This window comes from Rhodobacter sp., from assembly GCA_020637515.1.
Taxonomy (GTDB): Bacteria; Pseudomonadota; Alphaproteobacteria; order Rhodobacterales; family Rhodobacteraceae; genus Pararhodobacter.
This window is the reverse complement of the sequence record JACKKG010000001.1, coordinates 1,518,269-1,534,042: the sequence shown is the minus strand read 5'-3', so window position 1 is coordinate 1,534,042 and position 15,774 is coordinate 1,518,269. Positions and strand designations below refer to the sequence as shown.

The window sequence follows — 15,774 nt, the reverse complement described above, 5'->3', positions numbered from 1 at the left end:
CGTCTTCCCCCTTTCCCGCCAGCCCCCACGGGTTATGTTGCGCCCGAACGCAGACGGGACAGACCTATGACAGACGACGCGCTGGTGATCTTCACGCCCTCGGGCAAGCGGGGACGGTTCGCACTGGGCACGCCCGTCCTGACGGCGGCGCGCCAATTGGGGGTGGACCTCGATTCGGTCTGCGGCGGGCGCGGGATCTGTTCGAAATGCCAGATCACGCCGGGGGTCGGCGCCTTTCCCAAGCATGGCGTCACGGTGTCGGCCGACGCGCTGAGCGAATGGAACGCGGTCGAACAACGCTACAAGGACAAGCGCGGCATGATCGACGGGCGCCGGCTGGGATGCCAGGCCAAGGTCATGGGCGACGTGGTGATCGACGTGCCCCCGGAAAGCCAGTTGCACCGGCAAGTGGTGCGCAAGGCGGCCAGCGCGCGCGCGGTGCAGATGGACCCCGCCACGCGGCTTTATTATGTCGAGGTCGCCGAACCCGACATGCACGAACCTTCGGGCGATCTGGAACGCCTGTCGGCGGCGCTGCGCACGCAATGGCAGATCGACGGGATCGAGGCCGGGCCGCAGGTGCTGCGCAAGTTGCAACCCGTTCTGCGCAAGGGCAACTGGGCGGTCACCGTGGCCGTGTTCCGCGACCACCACGGCGGCAGCGCGCGCCTGCTGGATATCTTCCCGGGGTTCCATGACGGGCCGTTGGTGGGCCTTGCGATCGACCTCGGCTCGACCACCATCGCGGCGCATCTGTGCGACCTCAGGGACGGCCGCGTGCTGGCCTCGGGCGGGATCATGAACCCGCAGATCCGCTTTGGCGAGGATCTGATGAGCCGCGTGTCCTATGCCATGATGAACCCCGGCGGCGATGTCGAGATGACGGAAGCGGTGCGCGCGTCGATCAACGCGCTGGCGCAATCCGTCGCGGCCGAGGCCGGGGTCGCGGCGGGCGCGATTGTCGAAACCGTGGTGGTCTGCAACCCGGTCATGCACCATCTGTTTCTGGGCATCGACCCGGTCGAGCTGGGTCAGGCGCCCTTTGCGCTGGCGACCTCGTCGTCGCTGTCGCTGCCGGCGCGCGAGGTGGGGCTGAGCGCGCTGAACCCCGAGGCGCGGCTCTACACCCTGCCCTGCATCGCCGGCCATGTGGGCGCCGACGCCGCCGCCGTGGCCCTGTCCGAGGCCCCGCAGGAATCGGACGACCTGGTGCTGATCGTGGACGTCGGCACCAACGCCGAGATCCTTCTGGGCAACAAGACCCGGGTGCTGGCCTGTTCCTCGCCCACCGGACCGGCGTTTGAGGGCGCGCAGATTTCGAGCGGCCAACGCGCCGCGCCCGGTGCCATCGAACGGATCGAGATCGACCCCGTGACACGCGAGCCGCGCTTCCGCGTCATCGGCTGCGACCTGTGGTCCGACGATCCCGGCTTTGCCGAGGCCGTGGCGCAAACCGGCGTCACCGGCATCTGCGGATCGGGCATCATCGAGGCGGTGGCGGAAATGCGCATGGCAGGCATCGTCGATGCCGCGGGTTTGATCGGCTCGCCCGAGCAGACCAGCACCCCGCGCTGCCAGCCCGAGGGGCGCACCTACAGCTATCTGATCCATGACGGCAGCGCCCAGAACGGCCCGCGCATCACCGTCACACAGGGCGACATCCGGGCGATTCAGCTGGCCAAATCCGCGCTCTACGCGGGCGCGCGCCTGCTCATGGACGAGATGCAGGTCGACACCGTGGACCGGGTGGTTCTGGCCGGCGCCTTTGGCGCGCATATCAGCGCGAAACACGCGATGGTTCTGGGGATGATCCCCGATTGCCCGCTGGACAAGGTCACCAGCGCCGGCAACGCCGCCGGCACCGGGGCGCGGATCGCGCTGTGCAATATCGGCGCGCGGGCCGGGATCGAACAGCAGGTCAAGCGGATCCACAAGGTCGAGACCGCCATCGAACCGCGCTTTCAGGAGCATTTCGTCAATGCCTCTGCCCTGCCGCACGCGGTGGACACCTTCCCCAATCTGGCGACGGTCGTCACCTTGCCGCAGGTCAGCCACAACACCGGCGGCGGCGGCGAAGGCGGGCGCAGGCGGCGGCGCTGAGGCGCCGCCCGACGATCACTTGCCCATCTTGCTGAGCTTGGCCTCGAGCGCCGCCACCTGACGACGGATCGCCGACAGGTCGTCGCCCTTGTCCTCGTCCGCGTCACCGGCTTCGGTCGTCGCGGCGCCCGGCATCGACGACCAACCGGCCATCATCGTTTCAAGGAACTGGCGCTGCTGGCGCTGCATGGCCTCGAACCCGGGCATCTTGGACATCTGCGCCATCATCGGGTTCATCGCGTGCATCTGTTCGGCCAGCTTGCCGGGCCCCTCGCGCAGCATGTCGAAGGACATCGCCAGGAACTGGGGCACGACGCTTTGCGCCTGCGCGGTGTAGCTGCGGACCAGATCGGTCAGAACCTCCAGCGGCAGGACATTCTCGCCACGGCTTTCGTGCTCGGCGATGATCTGCAACAGATACTGGCGCGTCAGGTCGTCGCCGGTCTTGAGATCGACGATCTGCACCTCGCGCCCCGCCCGGATGAAGCCCGCGATATCCTCGAGCGTGACATAATCGCTGCTCTCGGTGTTGTAGAGCCGGCGAGACGCATAGCGCTTGATCAACAGCGGCTTATCGGACTCGGACACGGCAGTCCCCCCTGGTTTCGTTTACTGCATCGCGGCGAGGTTAGACCGCAAGTCGGCGCGGGGAAACAGGATTCTTCGTCCCCGGGGAATGGCGTGCCGAAAAACCGGGCAAGGCGCCCCTGGAATGGCAAAGGGCGGGCCGAAGCCCGCCCTTGTCCAAGGCGCCGTCATGGGAGGGGATCGGGCGCCCTGGTATGGATCCGGTCCAGACCCGCGACACGGCGCGGGTCAACCGATCACTTCGCCGCGGCCGCGGTCGCTTTTTTCGCGGCGGCGGTGACTTCGTCGGTCGCTTTCTTGGCGGCGGCGGTCACGTCGGCCGTGGCTTTCTGCACCGCAGCGGTCGCTTCGGCCGACATGTCCTTGCCAGCGGCCAGCATCAGTTCGACGGTGTCCATCTGAACGCGCTTGGCGATTTCGGCGAAGGCGGCCATGTGTTCGGCGGCCAGCTCGGCCGAGGCCGAAGCGAAGTCGGTCGCGGCTTTGGCGTAGTCCGACGCCTCTTCCTTGACGGTCGAGGCTTCACCGATCTTGGCGAGCGCCGACTTGGTCCATTTGCTCGAAACTTCGGCCGACTTTTCAGCGGCTTCCAGAACGACCTTGCTCATCTTCTCGCCCAGCGCGGCCTGGCTCTTGAACGAGTCCTGAAGCGCCTTGGTATCGACGGCGGGGAACGCACCCATCATGTCCTGGAACATCTTGGTGAAATCGGTAGCAGCTTTTGCCATTGGTCTTCTCCATGTTACGCGGGTCCGAACCATCCGGGCCTCGGCGGATGAGAAGAGTTCTACATGCTGCACCGCAGAAAATCAAGCGATTTTTCTGCGGTGCAGCAACAACCCTAAGCTGTTGATCCCGCGTTCGGATTCGCGATCACATAGGTGCCCGGTGCCGGGGCCAAAACCGAATCAGGCAGCGCGCGGGCCGCAATCATCTTGCCGGAACGCGCGCGCAGCCATTCTTCCCAGCGCGGCCACCAGGACCCTTCGTGATACTCTGCGTCGGCTTTCCAGGCGTCCGGGTCCTCGATCGGCGCGTCCGAGGTGTAGTGGCCGTATTTCTTCTTGGACGGCGGGTTCACGATCCCGGCGATATGCCCCGACTCGGACAGGATGAAGGTCTTGTTCGTGGACCCCATCTGCGCCACGCCCCGGAAACAGGATTTCCACGCGGCGATATGGTCGGTCTCGCAGGCGATCGAGCACAGCGGCACCTTGACGTCGCCGACCTTGAGCCGCTCGCCCAGGATCTCGAACCCGTCCTCGCAGAACGCATTCTCCTGGCACAGCCCGCGCAGATACTCGATCGTCATGCGCCCCGGCAAGTTCGAGCCGTCGCCATTCCAATAGAGCAGATCAAAGGCCGGCGGGGCCTCGCCCAGCATGTAGCTGCGGATCGCGGGACCATAGATCAGGTCGTTCGACCGCAGGTAACTGAAGGTCTTGGTCATGAAGTAGGACTTGAGATAGCCCTTCTCGCGCGCCTCGGCCTCGATCCCGTCAACGAAATCGTTCTCCAGGAACACCCCGGTCTCGCCCTGGTCGGAAAAATCGGTCAGCGCGGTGAAGAACGTCGCGGACTTGATCGACTTGTCCTTGCGCTTTTGCAGCAGCGCCAACGTCAGGCTGAGCGTGGTCCCGGCGATGCAATAGCCGATGGTGTTGATCGTCTTGACGCCGCAGATTTCCTTGACCTTGTCGATGGCGGTGAGGAAGCCCTCCTGAACATAGGTGTCCATGCCCACGTCGGCATAGGCGGCGCCCGGGTTGACCCAGCTCACCACGAACAGCGTATAGCCCTGCTCGACGATCCATTTGATGAGCGAATTCTGCGGCTTCAGGTCCAGGATGTAGAACTTGTTGATCCAGGGCGGAAAGATCAGCAGGGGCGTTTCGTGCACCTGCTCGGTCTGCGGCTTGTACTGGATCAGTTCGAACATGCGGTTGCGAAAGACCACCGCGCCCTCGGTCATGCCGATGTTGCCGCCGACCTTGAAGGCGTCGCGGTCGGACAACGTGACCAGCAGCTCGCCGTCGTTGGCCTCGATGTCGCGCACCAGGTTCTCCAGCCCCTTGACCAGCGATTCGCCCTCGGTCTCGACGGCCCTCATCAGGGCGTCGGGGTTGGTGCCCAGAAAATTCGTCGGCGCCATCATGTCGATGATCTGCTTGCCGAAGTATTCCAGTCGCTTCTTCGCGCGCGGGTCCAGCGTGTCCAGGTCCGCGATCGCCTTTTCGATCGCGTCCGACGACATCAGATACTGCTGCTTGATGTAGTTGAAATAGGGATGCGTCTTCCACAGCGGGTTGGTGAACCGCTTGTCATCGCGCGTCGCGTCCGGGGGCACGGTCAAGGTGCCGGCGCGCAGGGCCTCCTGCGCCTCGACGAAATGCTTCAGCGTCTTGCCCCAGTATTCGACCTGCTGCTCCAGAATCTTCGAGGGGTTCTGAACCATGTCGGTCCAGTAGGCGGTCGCCGCGTCGAGGTAGAGCGAGGGGTCCGGCGCCTGCAATTCGCTGCGTTGGGGCTGCTTCCTCGCGAACGCAGCAATCAGGCGTTGCGTGAGGGCCTCGATTCGCACCAGATTTTCGTTCAAGGCATCGAGTTTCTCTGAATTTTCGTATTCAGAAGTTGCCATATTCTTACGCTCCCCCTACTATCCTGCACCGCAGCATTGTCTATTCTAAACCGCGACCCCCCTTGTTTGGAAGTGCGGATTCCGTCGGGTTTCAACCCTGACGCGCCCGCATCGCCTGGAGACACCCATGAAGCAGATGGCGACCTACGACCTGATGGAAACGATGCGCAACACCAACGAATGGTTGGGCGCCTCGGCACGGGCCTTTGCCTCGTATCCGATGTGGGGGCTGGTGCCGCATCCGATGTTCAAGGTCATGTCCGCCTGGGGCCGCGTGACCGAGCGCAGCTTTGCCCGCATGGTCATCAAGCCCGCGTGGGGCATCCGCTCGATCGTCGGCGAGGACGGCCGCGACCACCTGTGCGAAACCGAGATCGAGATCAAGCGCCCGTTCGGCGACCTCTTGCGCTTCAAGGTGCCGGGCCGCCCGGAAAAGCCGCGCCGCATCCTGCTGTGCGCACCGATGTCGGGGCACTATTCGACGCTGCTGCGCTCGACCGTGGCCAGCCTGCTGCCGGATGCCGAAGTCTGGATCACCGATTGGCATAACGCGCGCGATATTCCCGTGTCCGAAGGCAAGTTCGATGTCGAGGACTACACCCAGTATCTTGTCGATTTCATGAAGCACCTGGGCCCCGATACCCATGTGATCGCCGTCTGCCAGCCCGCGCCCCTTGCGCTGGCCGCGACCGCCCTTCTGGCCGAGGACGCGCCCGAGGCCCAGCCGCTCACGCTGACGCTGATCGGCGGCCCGATCGACCCCGACGCCGCGCCGACCGAGGTGACGGATTTCGGCCGCCGGGTGACGATGGGCCAGTTGGAACACCTGGCGATCCAGCGCGTCGGGCTGAAATACGCCGGCGTCGGCCGCACCGTCTATCCCGGACTGTTGCAGCTGGCCGGGTTCCTCAGCATGAACATGGACCGTCACGCGCAAGCCTTCAGCGACAAGATCACCGCCGCCGCGCGCGGCGAGGACAGCGAACACGACGCGCACAACCACTTCTATGACGAATACCTGTCGGTCATGGACATGACGGCCGAATTCTACCTTTCGACCGTCGAGCGGATCTTCAAGGACCGCGAGATCGCCCGTAACGTGTTCGAGGTGAACGGACGCAAGGTCGATATCGGCAAGATCACCGATGTCGCGGTCAAGATCGTCGAAGGCTCCAAGGACGACATCTCGGCCCCGGGTCAATGCCTGGCGGCGCTGGACCTGTTGACCGGGGTGCCCGACTCGATGAAGGCCCAGCACCTGGAACCGGGCGCGGGTCACTACGGCATCTTTGCCGGATCGAGCTGGCGCAACAACATCCGCCCGCTGGTGTTCCAGTTCATGGACACCCACAGCAATCGCAAGACCAAGACCACGGGCAAGCCCGCGGTGTCTCTGGCGGCCTCGAACGGCTGACCGGCCCGGGCGCGGCGCCCTGCCCGCCGCGCCCGACCGCGCCCGACCGTGCCGAAAACCCGAGTCACCTGCTCATATTCTGATTTTTCTTGATATGCGTGGCCAAGAGTCATTCAATCCTCCCGCGTCAACCGGCGCGAAGGGGGAGTTTTCGCAATGGCACATATCGTCGTATTGGGTGCGGGTCTGGGCGGGTCCATCATGGCCTACGAACTGCGCGACCAGGTCGGCAAGGATCACAAGATCACCGTCGTCACCAAGGACCCGACCTATCACTTTGTCCCGTCCAATCCGTGGATCGCGGTCGGCTGGCGGCAGAAAGAGGATATCTCGGTCGATCTGAACCCGATCCTGAAAAAGAAGAACATCGATTTCATCCCCGTTGCCGCCGAAAAGCTGCACGCCGACGAGAACCGCATCGCACTGGTCGACGGCCGCAGCATCGACTACGACTATCTGGTGATCGCAACCGGGCCCGAACTGGCCTTTGACGAGATCGAGGGCCTTGGCCCCGAGGGTCACACGCAGTCGGTCTGCCATGTCGATCACGCCACGGCCGCACGCGAGAAATTCGAAGCCTTCTGCCGGAATCCCGGCCCGGTCATCATCGGTGCCGTGCAAGGGGCAAGCTGCTTTGGCCCGGCCTATGAATTCCTGTTCATCGTCGAGACCGAGCTCCGGCGCCGCAAGATCCGCGACAAGGTTCCGATGACCTTCGTCACCGCCGAACCCTATGTCGGCCATCTGGGCCTGGACGGGGTCGGCGACACCAAGGGCCTGCTCGAATCCGAGATGCGCGAAAAGCACGTCAAGTTCATGACCTCGAGCCGCGTCAAGCGGGTCGAAGACGGAAAGATGGTGGTCGAGGAAATCGCCGAGGACGGATCGGTCAAGGCCGAAAAGGAACTGCCCTTCGGCTTTGCGATGATGCTGCCGGCGTTCCGGGGCATCAAGCCCTTGATGGGCATCGAGGGGTTGGTGAACCCGCGCGGCTTCGTCATCGTGGACAAGCATCAGCGCAATCCGAAATTCCCCAACATCTTTTCGGTCGGCGTCTGCGTGGCGATCCCGCCCACCGGCCCCACGCCGGTGCCCTGCGGCGTGCCCAAGACGGGCTTCATGATCGAAAGCATGGTCACCGCGACCGCCCACAACATCGCGGCCTTGCTGAAAGGCCAGGACCCCGACGAGGTGGGCTCGTGGAACGCGGTCTGTCTTGCGGATTTCGGGGACAGCGGCGTCGCCTTCGTCGCCCAACCGCAGATCCCGCCGCGCAACGTGAACTGGTCGTCGTCAGGCAAATGGGTGCATCTGGCCAAGGTGGGATTCGAGAAATACTTCCTGCGCAAGATCAAGAAGGGCACGTCCGAGCCGTTCTATGAATCGCTCGCGCTGAAAACCCTGGGCATCGACAAGCTCAAGGAAACCACCAAGGGCTGACCCTCAGGCGGTGTCCTGGTCCCGGTCGCCGAACCCGTCGCCTTGCGGGTTTGGCGCCATCCGGATCAGCCGCGAATCCGCCACGGCGGCGGTGCGGTGACGGGCCGCCTGCTGATAGGCGGGATCGCGGATCATGTCGATCATCGCCTGCGCATCGGGATAGGCGGCGACAAAGGCGATGTCCCAGCGTTCGTCCTCGGGGCCGATCAGCATCGCCTCGGGGCGGCCGCTCCACAGGATGCGCCCACCCAGCGCCCGAAAGATCGGCCCGCTTTCGCGCGAATAGGCGCGATAGGCCTCGGCCCCGCTGGCGTCGCGCCCGTCGGCATAGGCCGCGCGCGCGCGCAGGCGGATCAGGTTCAGCATATGGATCGGCTGGTTCCGGGGAAGGTCCTTGAACCGGGCGAAACTGTCGCGGGTCGGGTCGATGTGATGGGTCATCGTGGCACTCTAGCCCGCACGCGGCCACGGGCACAATCGCCACGTAGGGTGGGTGCTTTGCACCCACCGTCCGTCAGCCGGTCAGCCGTTCAGATCCTTCAGCAGCCGCCCGTGCTTGCGCACCTCGGCCACCACCGCGCCAAAGGTGTCCAGCCCACGCGCGCGCAGCATCGGCACCAGCTTCAGAAACGCGTCCGCCGTGGCCACCGTGTCGCCGATGGCGGTATGGCGGGCTTCTTCGGGGATGGTGATCCCCAGCCGCGCCGTCAGCGCATCGAGCGAGTGCTGCTCGGTCTGGCCATAGACGACGGCGGACAACAGCACGGTGTCCAGGATCGGGTGATCGAAGGCCACGCCCAGTGCGGCCTCCTTGCGGCGCAGGAACTCCATGTCGAAGGGGGCGTTATGGGCCACCAGCACCGCCCCTTCGGCGAATTTGTGGAACCGGCGACCGGCCTCGACGATGTCGGGCGCGCCCACCACCATGCTGTCGTTGATCCCGTGCACGTCGGTCGAGGACGGCGGGATCGGCCGGCCCGGGTTGACCAGCGTGTCGAACACCTCGGTCTCGACCCGCTTGCCGTTGACCAGGCGGACGCCGGCGATCTGCACGATCTCGTCCGTGGCAGGCGACAGGCCGGTGGTTTCCGTGTCGAACACCACAAACGTCAGGTCGTCCAGTCGCGTGTCCGCCACCGCGGCATTGCGGGCCTTGGACAGCAGGTCGAAATCATAGACCACCTTGCGCGCGATCGGTGGCGGCCGGCGGCCCGCCCGGCGCGCCGAGCGGATCGGCATGACCACGGCACTGCGCCCGCCGACCTGTTCCGGCCAGGCCTCGGTCGCATGGGTTTTCAGCACCGCGCGGGCGCTCAACTCGCCGGTCGCCGCGCCCAGGGGTTCGATCAGCCAGCCGTCCAGCCGGCCGACCGACAGCGGCGCGCCATCCCAGCACAGCCGCATCACCGCGCCCGGCCCGTCTTCCTCGGCCAGCACCAGGCGAAAGGCGCGGGCGGTTCCCTGTTCGGCCAACCGGCACGCCAGCCAGGCCCAGAATGCGACGATCTCGAACCCGTCCACCTGGAGGATCAGTTCGGGCCCCTCGGTTTCCAGCGACAGCCCCTCGGCCTGGAGGCGACCCTTCAACCCGTCCAGCAGGTCCGCCGACCGCGTCGCGACCAGAGGCCGCCAGTCGGATTGCGCGGCGTCATAGCGCGCGCCCAGTTCGGTGATCGCCTGCGTCAGCGCGCCGACCTCGTCCAGCATCGCGGCGCTGAGGTCGGGGGCGTCCTGCGCGTCTTGCAGTTCCGCCAGAACCCCGATCACGGTTTGCAGGTTGGCCGCGGGCCGGCGCACGCGATCAAAGACCTCGGCCAGCAGGGCCTCGCGGCTGGTGTGTGCGGCAATATCGGCGGTCACGTCGCGCAGGGTCAGCACATAGCCCGGCGCGATACCCTCTTCGCGGCGCCTCAGCACGCGCATCCGCCCCGCCAGCAGGCGCCCGCCGGTTGCCGTGGCACACAACAGGTCCGAGGCCAGGTCGGGGTCCCCGGCCCCGGCCAGCCGATCATAGGCGTGCCGGATCGGACCCGCGCGCAGATAGTCCAGCAGGTTGCGGTCCAGCCCCGGCGCGGTGCCCCCCCCCAGGATGTCCACCGCCTGCCCGTTGTAAAAAGCCAGCTGGTGGTCGGCCGTGCACAGCAACACCGCCACCGGAACATCCGCCAGCAAGGTTTCCAGCCGCGATTTCTCGGCCGCGAGGCGCGTGGTCTCGCGCGCCACGGATTCGGCCAGGGCGTTTCGGGTTTCGACCAGGGTGCGGGTCACGGCGGCGGCGGCGGGCGCCAGATCGCCCAGGTAGCGCGCGGCGCGGGCCTCGGCGACCAGGTCGTGTTCGATGCCGGCGTGAACCCGCGCGCGGATCGCCGACGCCAGGGATTCGATGGCGCGGGCTACGTTCTGATCGAACAGGAACCAGACCCAGGTGACCAGGCCGACCACCAGAAACGCCGCGATCAACCCGCCCGAGACCAGCGCCGGGGGGACGGTCGCGGCCCCCTCGTGGCGCAGCGCGACCCATAGGCCCGCGACGATGGCCAGGACCGCGCCCAGCGCCAGCGCGGCAAAGAACAGCAGGATGCGCAGGCGCAGGCTCAGGCGGTCAAGCATGGCGCGCCTCGCCCGGCGCGTCGCTGGTCGTGACAGCGGGCTCGCCCGCCAGGATGCGGCGCACCTCGGCGCGCAGGGCCTTCAGTTCGAAGGGCTTCGAGATGAAGCCATCGGCGCCCATCGCCAGCCCCTTGCGCCGCTCCATCGCCGAGCCGCGCGCGGTCATCATCAGGATCTTCACCCCGCTCAGCGCCGGGTCAAGGCGGACGTTCTGGCATATCTCGTAGCCCGAGACCTCGGGCAGCATGACGTCCAGCAGCACCAGATCGGGCCGGGTCTGGCGGATCAGATCGACCGCCCCGGCGCCGGTGGCGATCCGGCTTTGCTCGTAGCCCTCGCGGGTCATCAGATAGTCCAGAGCGACGGCGATGTTGTCCTCGTCCTCGACCACCAGAATCCGCTTACGTTCCGCTGCCTCGGCCATTTCCGATCTCCTCCGCGACCGAGCACGCGGCGCGCAGCACCGGGTCCTCGGCATCCAGCGGCTCCCAGGTCGCGCCTTGCAGCGCCCCGTCCGCACTCAATTCAACGCCTTCGCCCATCAGTGCGCGGGCATGGCCCTGGCAATCGAACACCGTCAGGTAGCCGCGCACCGGCTGCCAGCGCGCCAGCCGCACGACCTGGGTCATGACCAGATGTGGAAAGGCCGGATTGACCCGCGTTTCCGACCGGTCCACGGTAATCATCACCGACACCTGGGGCCACAGATAGGTCCAGGGGCGATAGGCGACGCTTTCCGCGTTCTCGCCGGCCAGCATCAATTGCGGCTGCGCCTCGAGCGTGCGGGTCGGCCAGGTGTATTCGGCCCAGACGGTGTAGGCGACCATCCCCAGCGCGACGGTCGCCGGATAGACCCAGCCACCGAAACGGCCGCGCAGGATCACCCGGTTCACCAGCAGAACCAGCCCCAGCAGACCCAGCCCCGAGGCCAGCGCGCCGATAAAGTCGATCACCATGCGCCCGTTCCCTTCATCCCAGCGCCCCGGCCCGCTGGCCCAGCGCCGATTGCATGGTGCGCACCACCACGAAGGCGTCGCGCAAATGGCTGCGTTCGAAATCCGACAGGTCCGAAGGCGCCAGGAAATTGTCCGGCTTGCGCCCCGATTTGACCAGCGCGGCCTGGTTTTCCAGCCTGAGCCGCGCGATCAGGTCGTAGGCTTCGATCAGGTCCCGCGCGCCCGAAACCGAGACCACACCCGCCGCTTCGCCCGCCTCGATGCGGGCGCGGGTGTTCACTTCGGTCAGCTTGCCGGTCAGGGCATAGATGCGGGCGATGTCGGTCACCGGCACGACGCCGTTGTGCTTCATGTCCACATGGTTCTTGTGCTCGCCCGAGCGGATCGTGGCAAAGCCGCGCAACAGGCCCAGCGGCGGGTGATGCTTCAGCGAGTTCGAGATCATGTGCGCCACGAAGATCGAATTCTTCGATGCCGCCTCGAGCGTCTCTTCCTGGAGGTCGCGAAACAGCGACGGCTGCCCGCCGATCGGACGCAGGTCGAACATGACCGAGGCCAGCATCTGCGCCTCGGGGCTGGGGGTGTCGATCCAGCCACGGAAATAGCGTTGCCAGGTCGCCTTTGGCTGACACCAGCGGTCGGCGGTGGCCATCATGTCGCCGGGGCAATAGACGTAGCCCGCCGCATTCAGACCGTCGGACACGAATTTCGCCAGCGCCTTGAAATAGACCCGGTCGTCGGCCGTCGCGGCATCGTCCAGGATCAGGCAGTTGTCCTGATCGCTGACGCCGGTCTGTTCCTGGCGGCCCTGACTGCCGCAGGCCAGCCACAGATAGGGCACGGGCGCCGGGCCAAGCTGGGCCTCGGCCAGTTTCAACAGCCGGCGGGTCACGGTATCGGCGATGTCGGTGATGAGCCGCGTCACCACCTCGTGCGCATTGTGCGACGCCACCAGTTGCTGCAACAGGCGCGGGATGCGCGCCGTGACCTCGGCCATTTCCTGGGGCGTTTCGGCGCTGGCCACGTCACGCACAAGCTGCGCGGAACTGACCGCCTGGAACCGCGTGAGGTCGGTCTGGGTGATCATCCCCTTCAGCTTGCCGTCCTGCACCACCGGCACATGGCCGATGCGGCGTTCCAGCATGGCGTGCAGGATATCCGAACCCAGCGCATCGGGCCCCAGCGAGACCGGGTCCGGGGTCATCACCTGGCGCACCGGCGTGTCAAAGCCCAGCCCCTCGGCCATCACCCGTTCGGTCAGGTCGCGGGTGGTGACCAGGCCGATCAGCGTGTCGTCCTGGGTGATCGCCACCGACGAGACGTGCTTGTCGCGCATCACGCACGCGACTTCGGCCACGGTGGCCCCGGGTGGCAGGCTGACCGGCCCGCGCGTCATCAGATCGCCCACCTTGAGCGTGGCCAGATCGGCGTCGCGGCCCTCGGCAGGCCGCGCGCGGTTGAAGAACCGCGCGAAGGCCGGGACATTGGCCATGAGGTGGCGCAACTCGCCCTCGGGCAGCATCAGGACGACCGTGGCCTCGACCGCATGGGACGAGGTCACCGCCAGCCCGTCGCGCAAAAGCCCGCGCTCACCGAAGGAATTGCGCGGCGCCAGGATGGACACCAGCGCCCCGTTCGCGTCGGTCACCTCGACCGCGCCGCGCTTGATGAGGTAGAGCCCCTTGAGAGGTTCGCCCAGGGCGTAGATCTGTTCGCCGGCGGCATATTCCCTGCGACCGAAGCAACCGGCGACCCGCGCCAGTTCGTCCCGTGGCAGGCTGTCGTAAGGGTGCACCGTTTCGAGGAAGGCCTGGATCGTCTCGACCTGCGTTTCCATCGGGGGCACCGTTCCACCAGAGAGAGGGAGGGGGGTGGAGGGGCGCAACCGCGCGCCCCTCCGGGTCTTGGGTCAGTGGGATTGGGCCGAACCGGCGCCACGCGGCACGCGGATCGATTCCACCAGGTCCTGGATGTTCTTCGGCGCGGGCTTGGTCATCGCCAGCACGATATACGCCACCAGGAAGTTCAGGATCGCGGCGACCACACCGAACGAGGCCGGCTGGATACCGAACAGCCAGTTGGCGGCGGTGTTCGGCAGCATGTTGGTGCCGGGGATGAAGAACCAGCCCACATAGGTGAAGATGTAGACCATCTCGACGACCAGGCCGACCAGCATGCCCGCGACCGCACCGGCCGAGTTCATGCTCTTGGAGAAGATCCCCATCATGATGGTCGGGAACAGCGACGCCGCCGCCAGACCGAAGGCGATCGCCACCACCTGCGCGGCAAAGCCCGGGGGGTTCAGACCCAGCAGCGTCGCGATCAGGATGGCAACCGCCATCGAGACACGCGCGGCCAGCATTTCGCCCTTTTCCGAGATGCCCGGATTCAGCACCGACTTGATGAGGTCATGCGAAACCGCCGACGAGATCGCCAGCAGCAGACCCGCCGCCGTGGACAGTGCGGCCGCAAGACCACCCGCCGCGATCAGCGCGATCACCCAACCCGGCAGACCCGCGATTTCCGGGTTCGCCAGCACCAGAATGTCCCGGTTGAAGGTGGTCATCTCGTTGCCGTTCCAGCCGCGCTCGGTCGCCGTGGCGGCCATCGCGTCGGTGGCGTTGTAGTACTGGATCAGGCCGTCGCCGTTCTTGTCTTCGAACGCCAGCAGACCGGTGTTTTCCCAGTTGGTCATCCACGCGGGTTGATCGGCATAGGCCAGCGGCGTGCCGTCAACACCGTTCGGATAGATCGTGTTGATGATGTTCAGGCGCGCCATCGCACCGACCGCCGGGGCGACCGTGTAGAGCAGCGCGATGAACACCAGCGCCCAGCCGGCCGACGCGCGGGCATCGGACACTTTCGGCACGGTGAAGAAACGGATGATGACGTGCGGCAGGCCCGCGGTGCCGATCATCAGCGCCATGGTGAACAGCACCATGTCCAGCGTGTTCGAGTGGTGCTCGGTATACGAGCGGAAGCCCAGGTCGGTCAGCAGGCCGTCCAGGTGCGTCAGCAGCGGCTGCCCCGAGGCGTCGGCGCTGAACAGGCCGATCTGCGGCAGGAAGCTGCCGGTCAGTTGCAGCGAGATGAAGATCGCCGGGATGGTATAGGCGACGATCAGCACGCAATACTGCGCGACCTGCGTGTAGGTGATGCCTTTCATCCCGCCAAGAACGGCGTAGACGAACACCACCGCCGAGGCGATCCACAGCCCGGTCGAGCTGGAAACCTCGAGGAAGCGCGAGAAGGCGACGCCGGCGCCAGCCATCTGCCCGATCACATAGGTGATCGAGATGACGAGCAGCGCGATGACGGCGACGATACGCGCGGTCTGGCTGTAGAACCGGTCGCCGATGAAGTCCGGCACGGTAAAGCGGCCGAACTTGCGCAGGTAGGGCGCAAGCAGCAGTGCCAGCAGCACATAGCCGCCGGTCCAGCCCATCAGGTAGGTCGAGTTGTCATAACCGACGAAGGCGATGATCCCGGCCATCGAGATGAACGAGGCGGCCGACATCCAGTCGGCGGCGGTCGCCATCCCGTTCAGGACGGGGTGAACGCCACGGTTGGCGGCATAGAATTCGCTGGTCGAACCCGCGCGGGCCCAAATCGCGATCCCGATGTAGAGGGCGAACGAAAGCCCCACCACAATCAGGTTGAGTGTAAACTGATCCATCTGTCCCCGCTCCCGTTACTGTTCGTCGACGCCGAATTCCCGGTCGATCTTGTTCATGCGCGCGGCATAAAAGAAGATCAGGACCAGGAAGGTCAGGATCGAGCCTTGCTGGGCGAACCAGAAGCCGAGATCCGTGCCACCGACGGGAATACCCGCCAGAAGCGGGCGAAGAATGATGCCGAAGCCGAAGGAGACGAGCGCCCAGATCACGAGACAGATCGTGATGAGCCGGATGTTCGCCGCCCAGTATGCGCTGGCCGATTTGTCAGACATTGTGTCCTCCCGGTTTTCCTCCACTGCGGACACCCCGAACACGGGATGCCTGCCTCTCATGGTCGAACGCCGGCCCGGG

Annotated in this window: 13 protein-coding genes; 3 read left to right on the top strand and 10 right to left on the bottom strand. The window is 65.8% G+C overall.

Annotated features, from left to right (window positions below):
- The first annotated feature begins 66 nt into the window (after positions 1-66).
- Positions 67-2,100 carry a DUF4445 domain-containing protein gene (locus H6900_07395; protein ID MCC0073099.1) on the top strand — a complete coding sequence of 678 codons (2,034 nt, stop codon included), beginning with the start codon at positions 67-69 and terminating at the stop codon, positions 2,098-2,100.
- A 15-nt stretch (positions 2,101-2,115) separates the two neighbouring features.
- Here the strand turns inward: H6900_07395 and phaR are convergent, their stop codons facing one another.
- The 3 genes from phaR to phaC all read right to left on the bottom strand — a co-directional run bounded on the left by phaR (position 2,116) and on the right by phaC (position 5,326).
- Positions 2,116-2,688 (bottom strand): polyhydroxyalkanoate synthesis repressor PhaR, encoded by a 573-nt coding sequence (gene phaR, locus H6900_07390; protein ID MCC0073098.1) that lies wholly within the window; start codon positions 2,686-2,688, stop codon positions 2,116-2,118.
- Positions 2,689-2,924: 236 nt separating this feature from the next.
- Positions 2,925-3,416: a phasin, PhaP gene (locus H6900_07385; GenBank protein ID MCC0073097.1), complete on the bottom strand. Its 492-nt coding sequence runs from the start codon at positions 3,414-3,416 to the stop codon at positions 2,925-2,927.
- 113 nt (positions 3,417-3,529) lie between these two features.
- Positions 3,530-5,326, bottom strand: coding sequence for a class I poly(R)-hydroxyalkanoic acid synthase (phaC, locus tag H6900_07380; GenBank protein MCC0073096.1), 1,797 nt, complete (start codon positions 5,324-5,326; stop codon positions 3,530-3,532).
- A gap of 127 nt (positions 5,327-5,453) precedes the next feature.
- Here phaC and phaZ point away from each other — a divergent pair, with 127 nt between their 5' ends.
- Together phaZ and H6900_07370 are read left to right on the top strand one after the other, a co-directional pair.
- Entirely contained in the window at positions 5,454-6,740 is a 1,287-nt protein-coding gene (phaZ, locus tag H6900_07375; protein ID MCC0073095.1) for a polyhydroxyalkanoate depolymerase, read from the top strand.
- Between the two features lie 156 nt (positions 6,741-6,896).
- Complete coding sequence (locus H6900_07370; protein MCC0073094.1) at positions 6,897-8,180, top strand: NAD(P)/FAD-dependent oxidoreductase; 1,284 nt, start codon at positions 6,897-6,899, stop codon at positions 8,178-8,180.
- Between the two features lie 3 nt (positions 8,181-8,183).
- Here the strand turns inward: H6900_07370 and H6900_07365 are convergent, their stop codons facing one another.
- The 7 genes from H6900_07365 to H6900_07335 all read right to left on the bottom strand — a co-directional run bounded on the left by H6900_07365 (position 8,184) and on the right by H6900_07335 (position 15,695).
- On the bottom strand, positions 8,184-8,621 hold the full coding sequence (locus H6900_07365) for a DUF1330 domain-containing protein (protein ID MCC0073093.1): 438 nt from the start codon (positions 8,619-8,621) through the stop codon (positions 8,184-8,186).
- Positions 8,622-8,702: 81 nt separating this feature from the next.
- Positions 8,703-10,790 (bottom strand): DNA polymerase III subunit epsilon, encoded by a 2,088-nt coding sequence (locus tag H6900_07360; GenBank protein ID MCC0073092.1) that lies wholly within the window; start codon positions 10,788-10,790, stop codon positions 8,703-8,705.
- A complete protein-coding gene (locus tag H6900_07355) occupies positions 10,783-11,214 on the bottom strand; it encodes a response regulator (protein MCC0073091.1) in 432 nt (143 codons plus the stop codon). The genes H6900_07360 and H6900_07355 overlap by 8 nt, the downstream gene beginning before the upstream one ends.
- Positions 11,192-11,746 (bottom strand): hypothetical protein, encoded by a 555-nt coding sequence (locus tag H6900_07350; GenBank protein MCC0073090.1) that lies wholly within the window; start codon positions 11,744-11,746, stop codon positions 11,192-11,194. The genes H6900_07355 and H6900_07350 overlap by 23 nt, the downstream gene beginning before the upstream one ends.
- Positions 11,747-11,759: 13 nt before the next feature.
- A complete protein-coding gene (locus H6900_07345) occupies positions 11,760-13,583 on the bottom strand; it encodes a cyclic nucleotide-binding/CBS domain-containing protein (protein ID MCC0073089.1) in 1,824 nt (607 codons plus the stop codon).
- A 72-nt stretch (positions 13,584-13,655) separates the two neighbouring features.
- Entirely contained in the window at positions 13,656-15,422 is a 1,767-nt protein-coding gene (locus H6900_07340; protein MCC0073088.1) for a cation acetate symporter, read from the bottom strand.
- 15 nt (positions 15,423-15,437) lie between these two features.
- The gene (locus H6900_07335) at positions 15,438-15,695 is read right to left on the bottom strand and encodes a DUF4212 domain-containing protein (GenBank protein MCC0073087.1); all 258 of its coding nucleotides are present in this window, start codon (positions 15,693-15,695) and stop codon (positions 15,438-15,440) included.
- Positions 15,696-15,774: the final 79 nt, after the last annotated feature.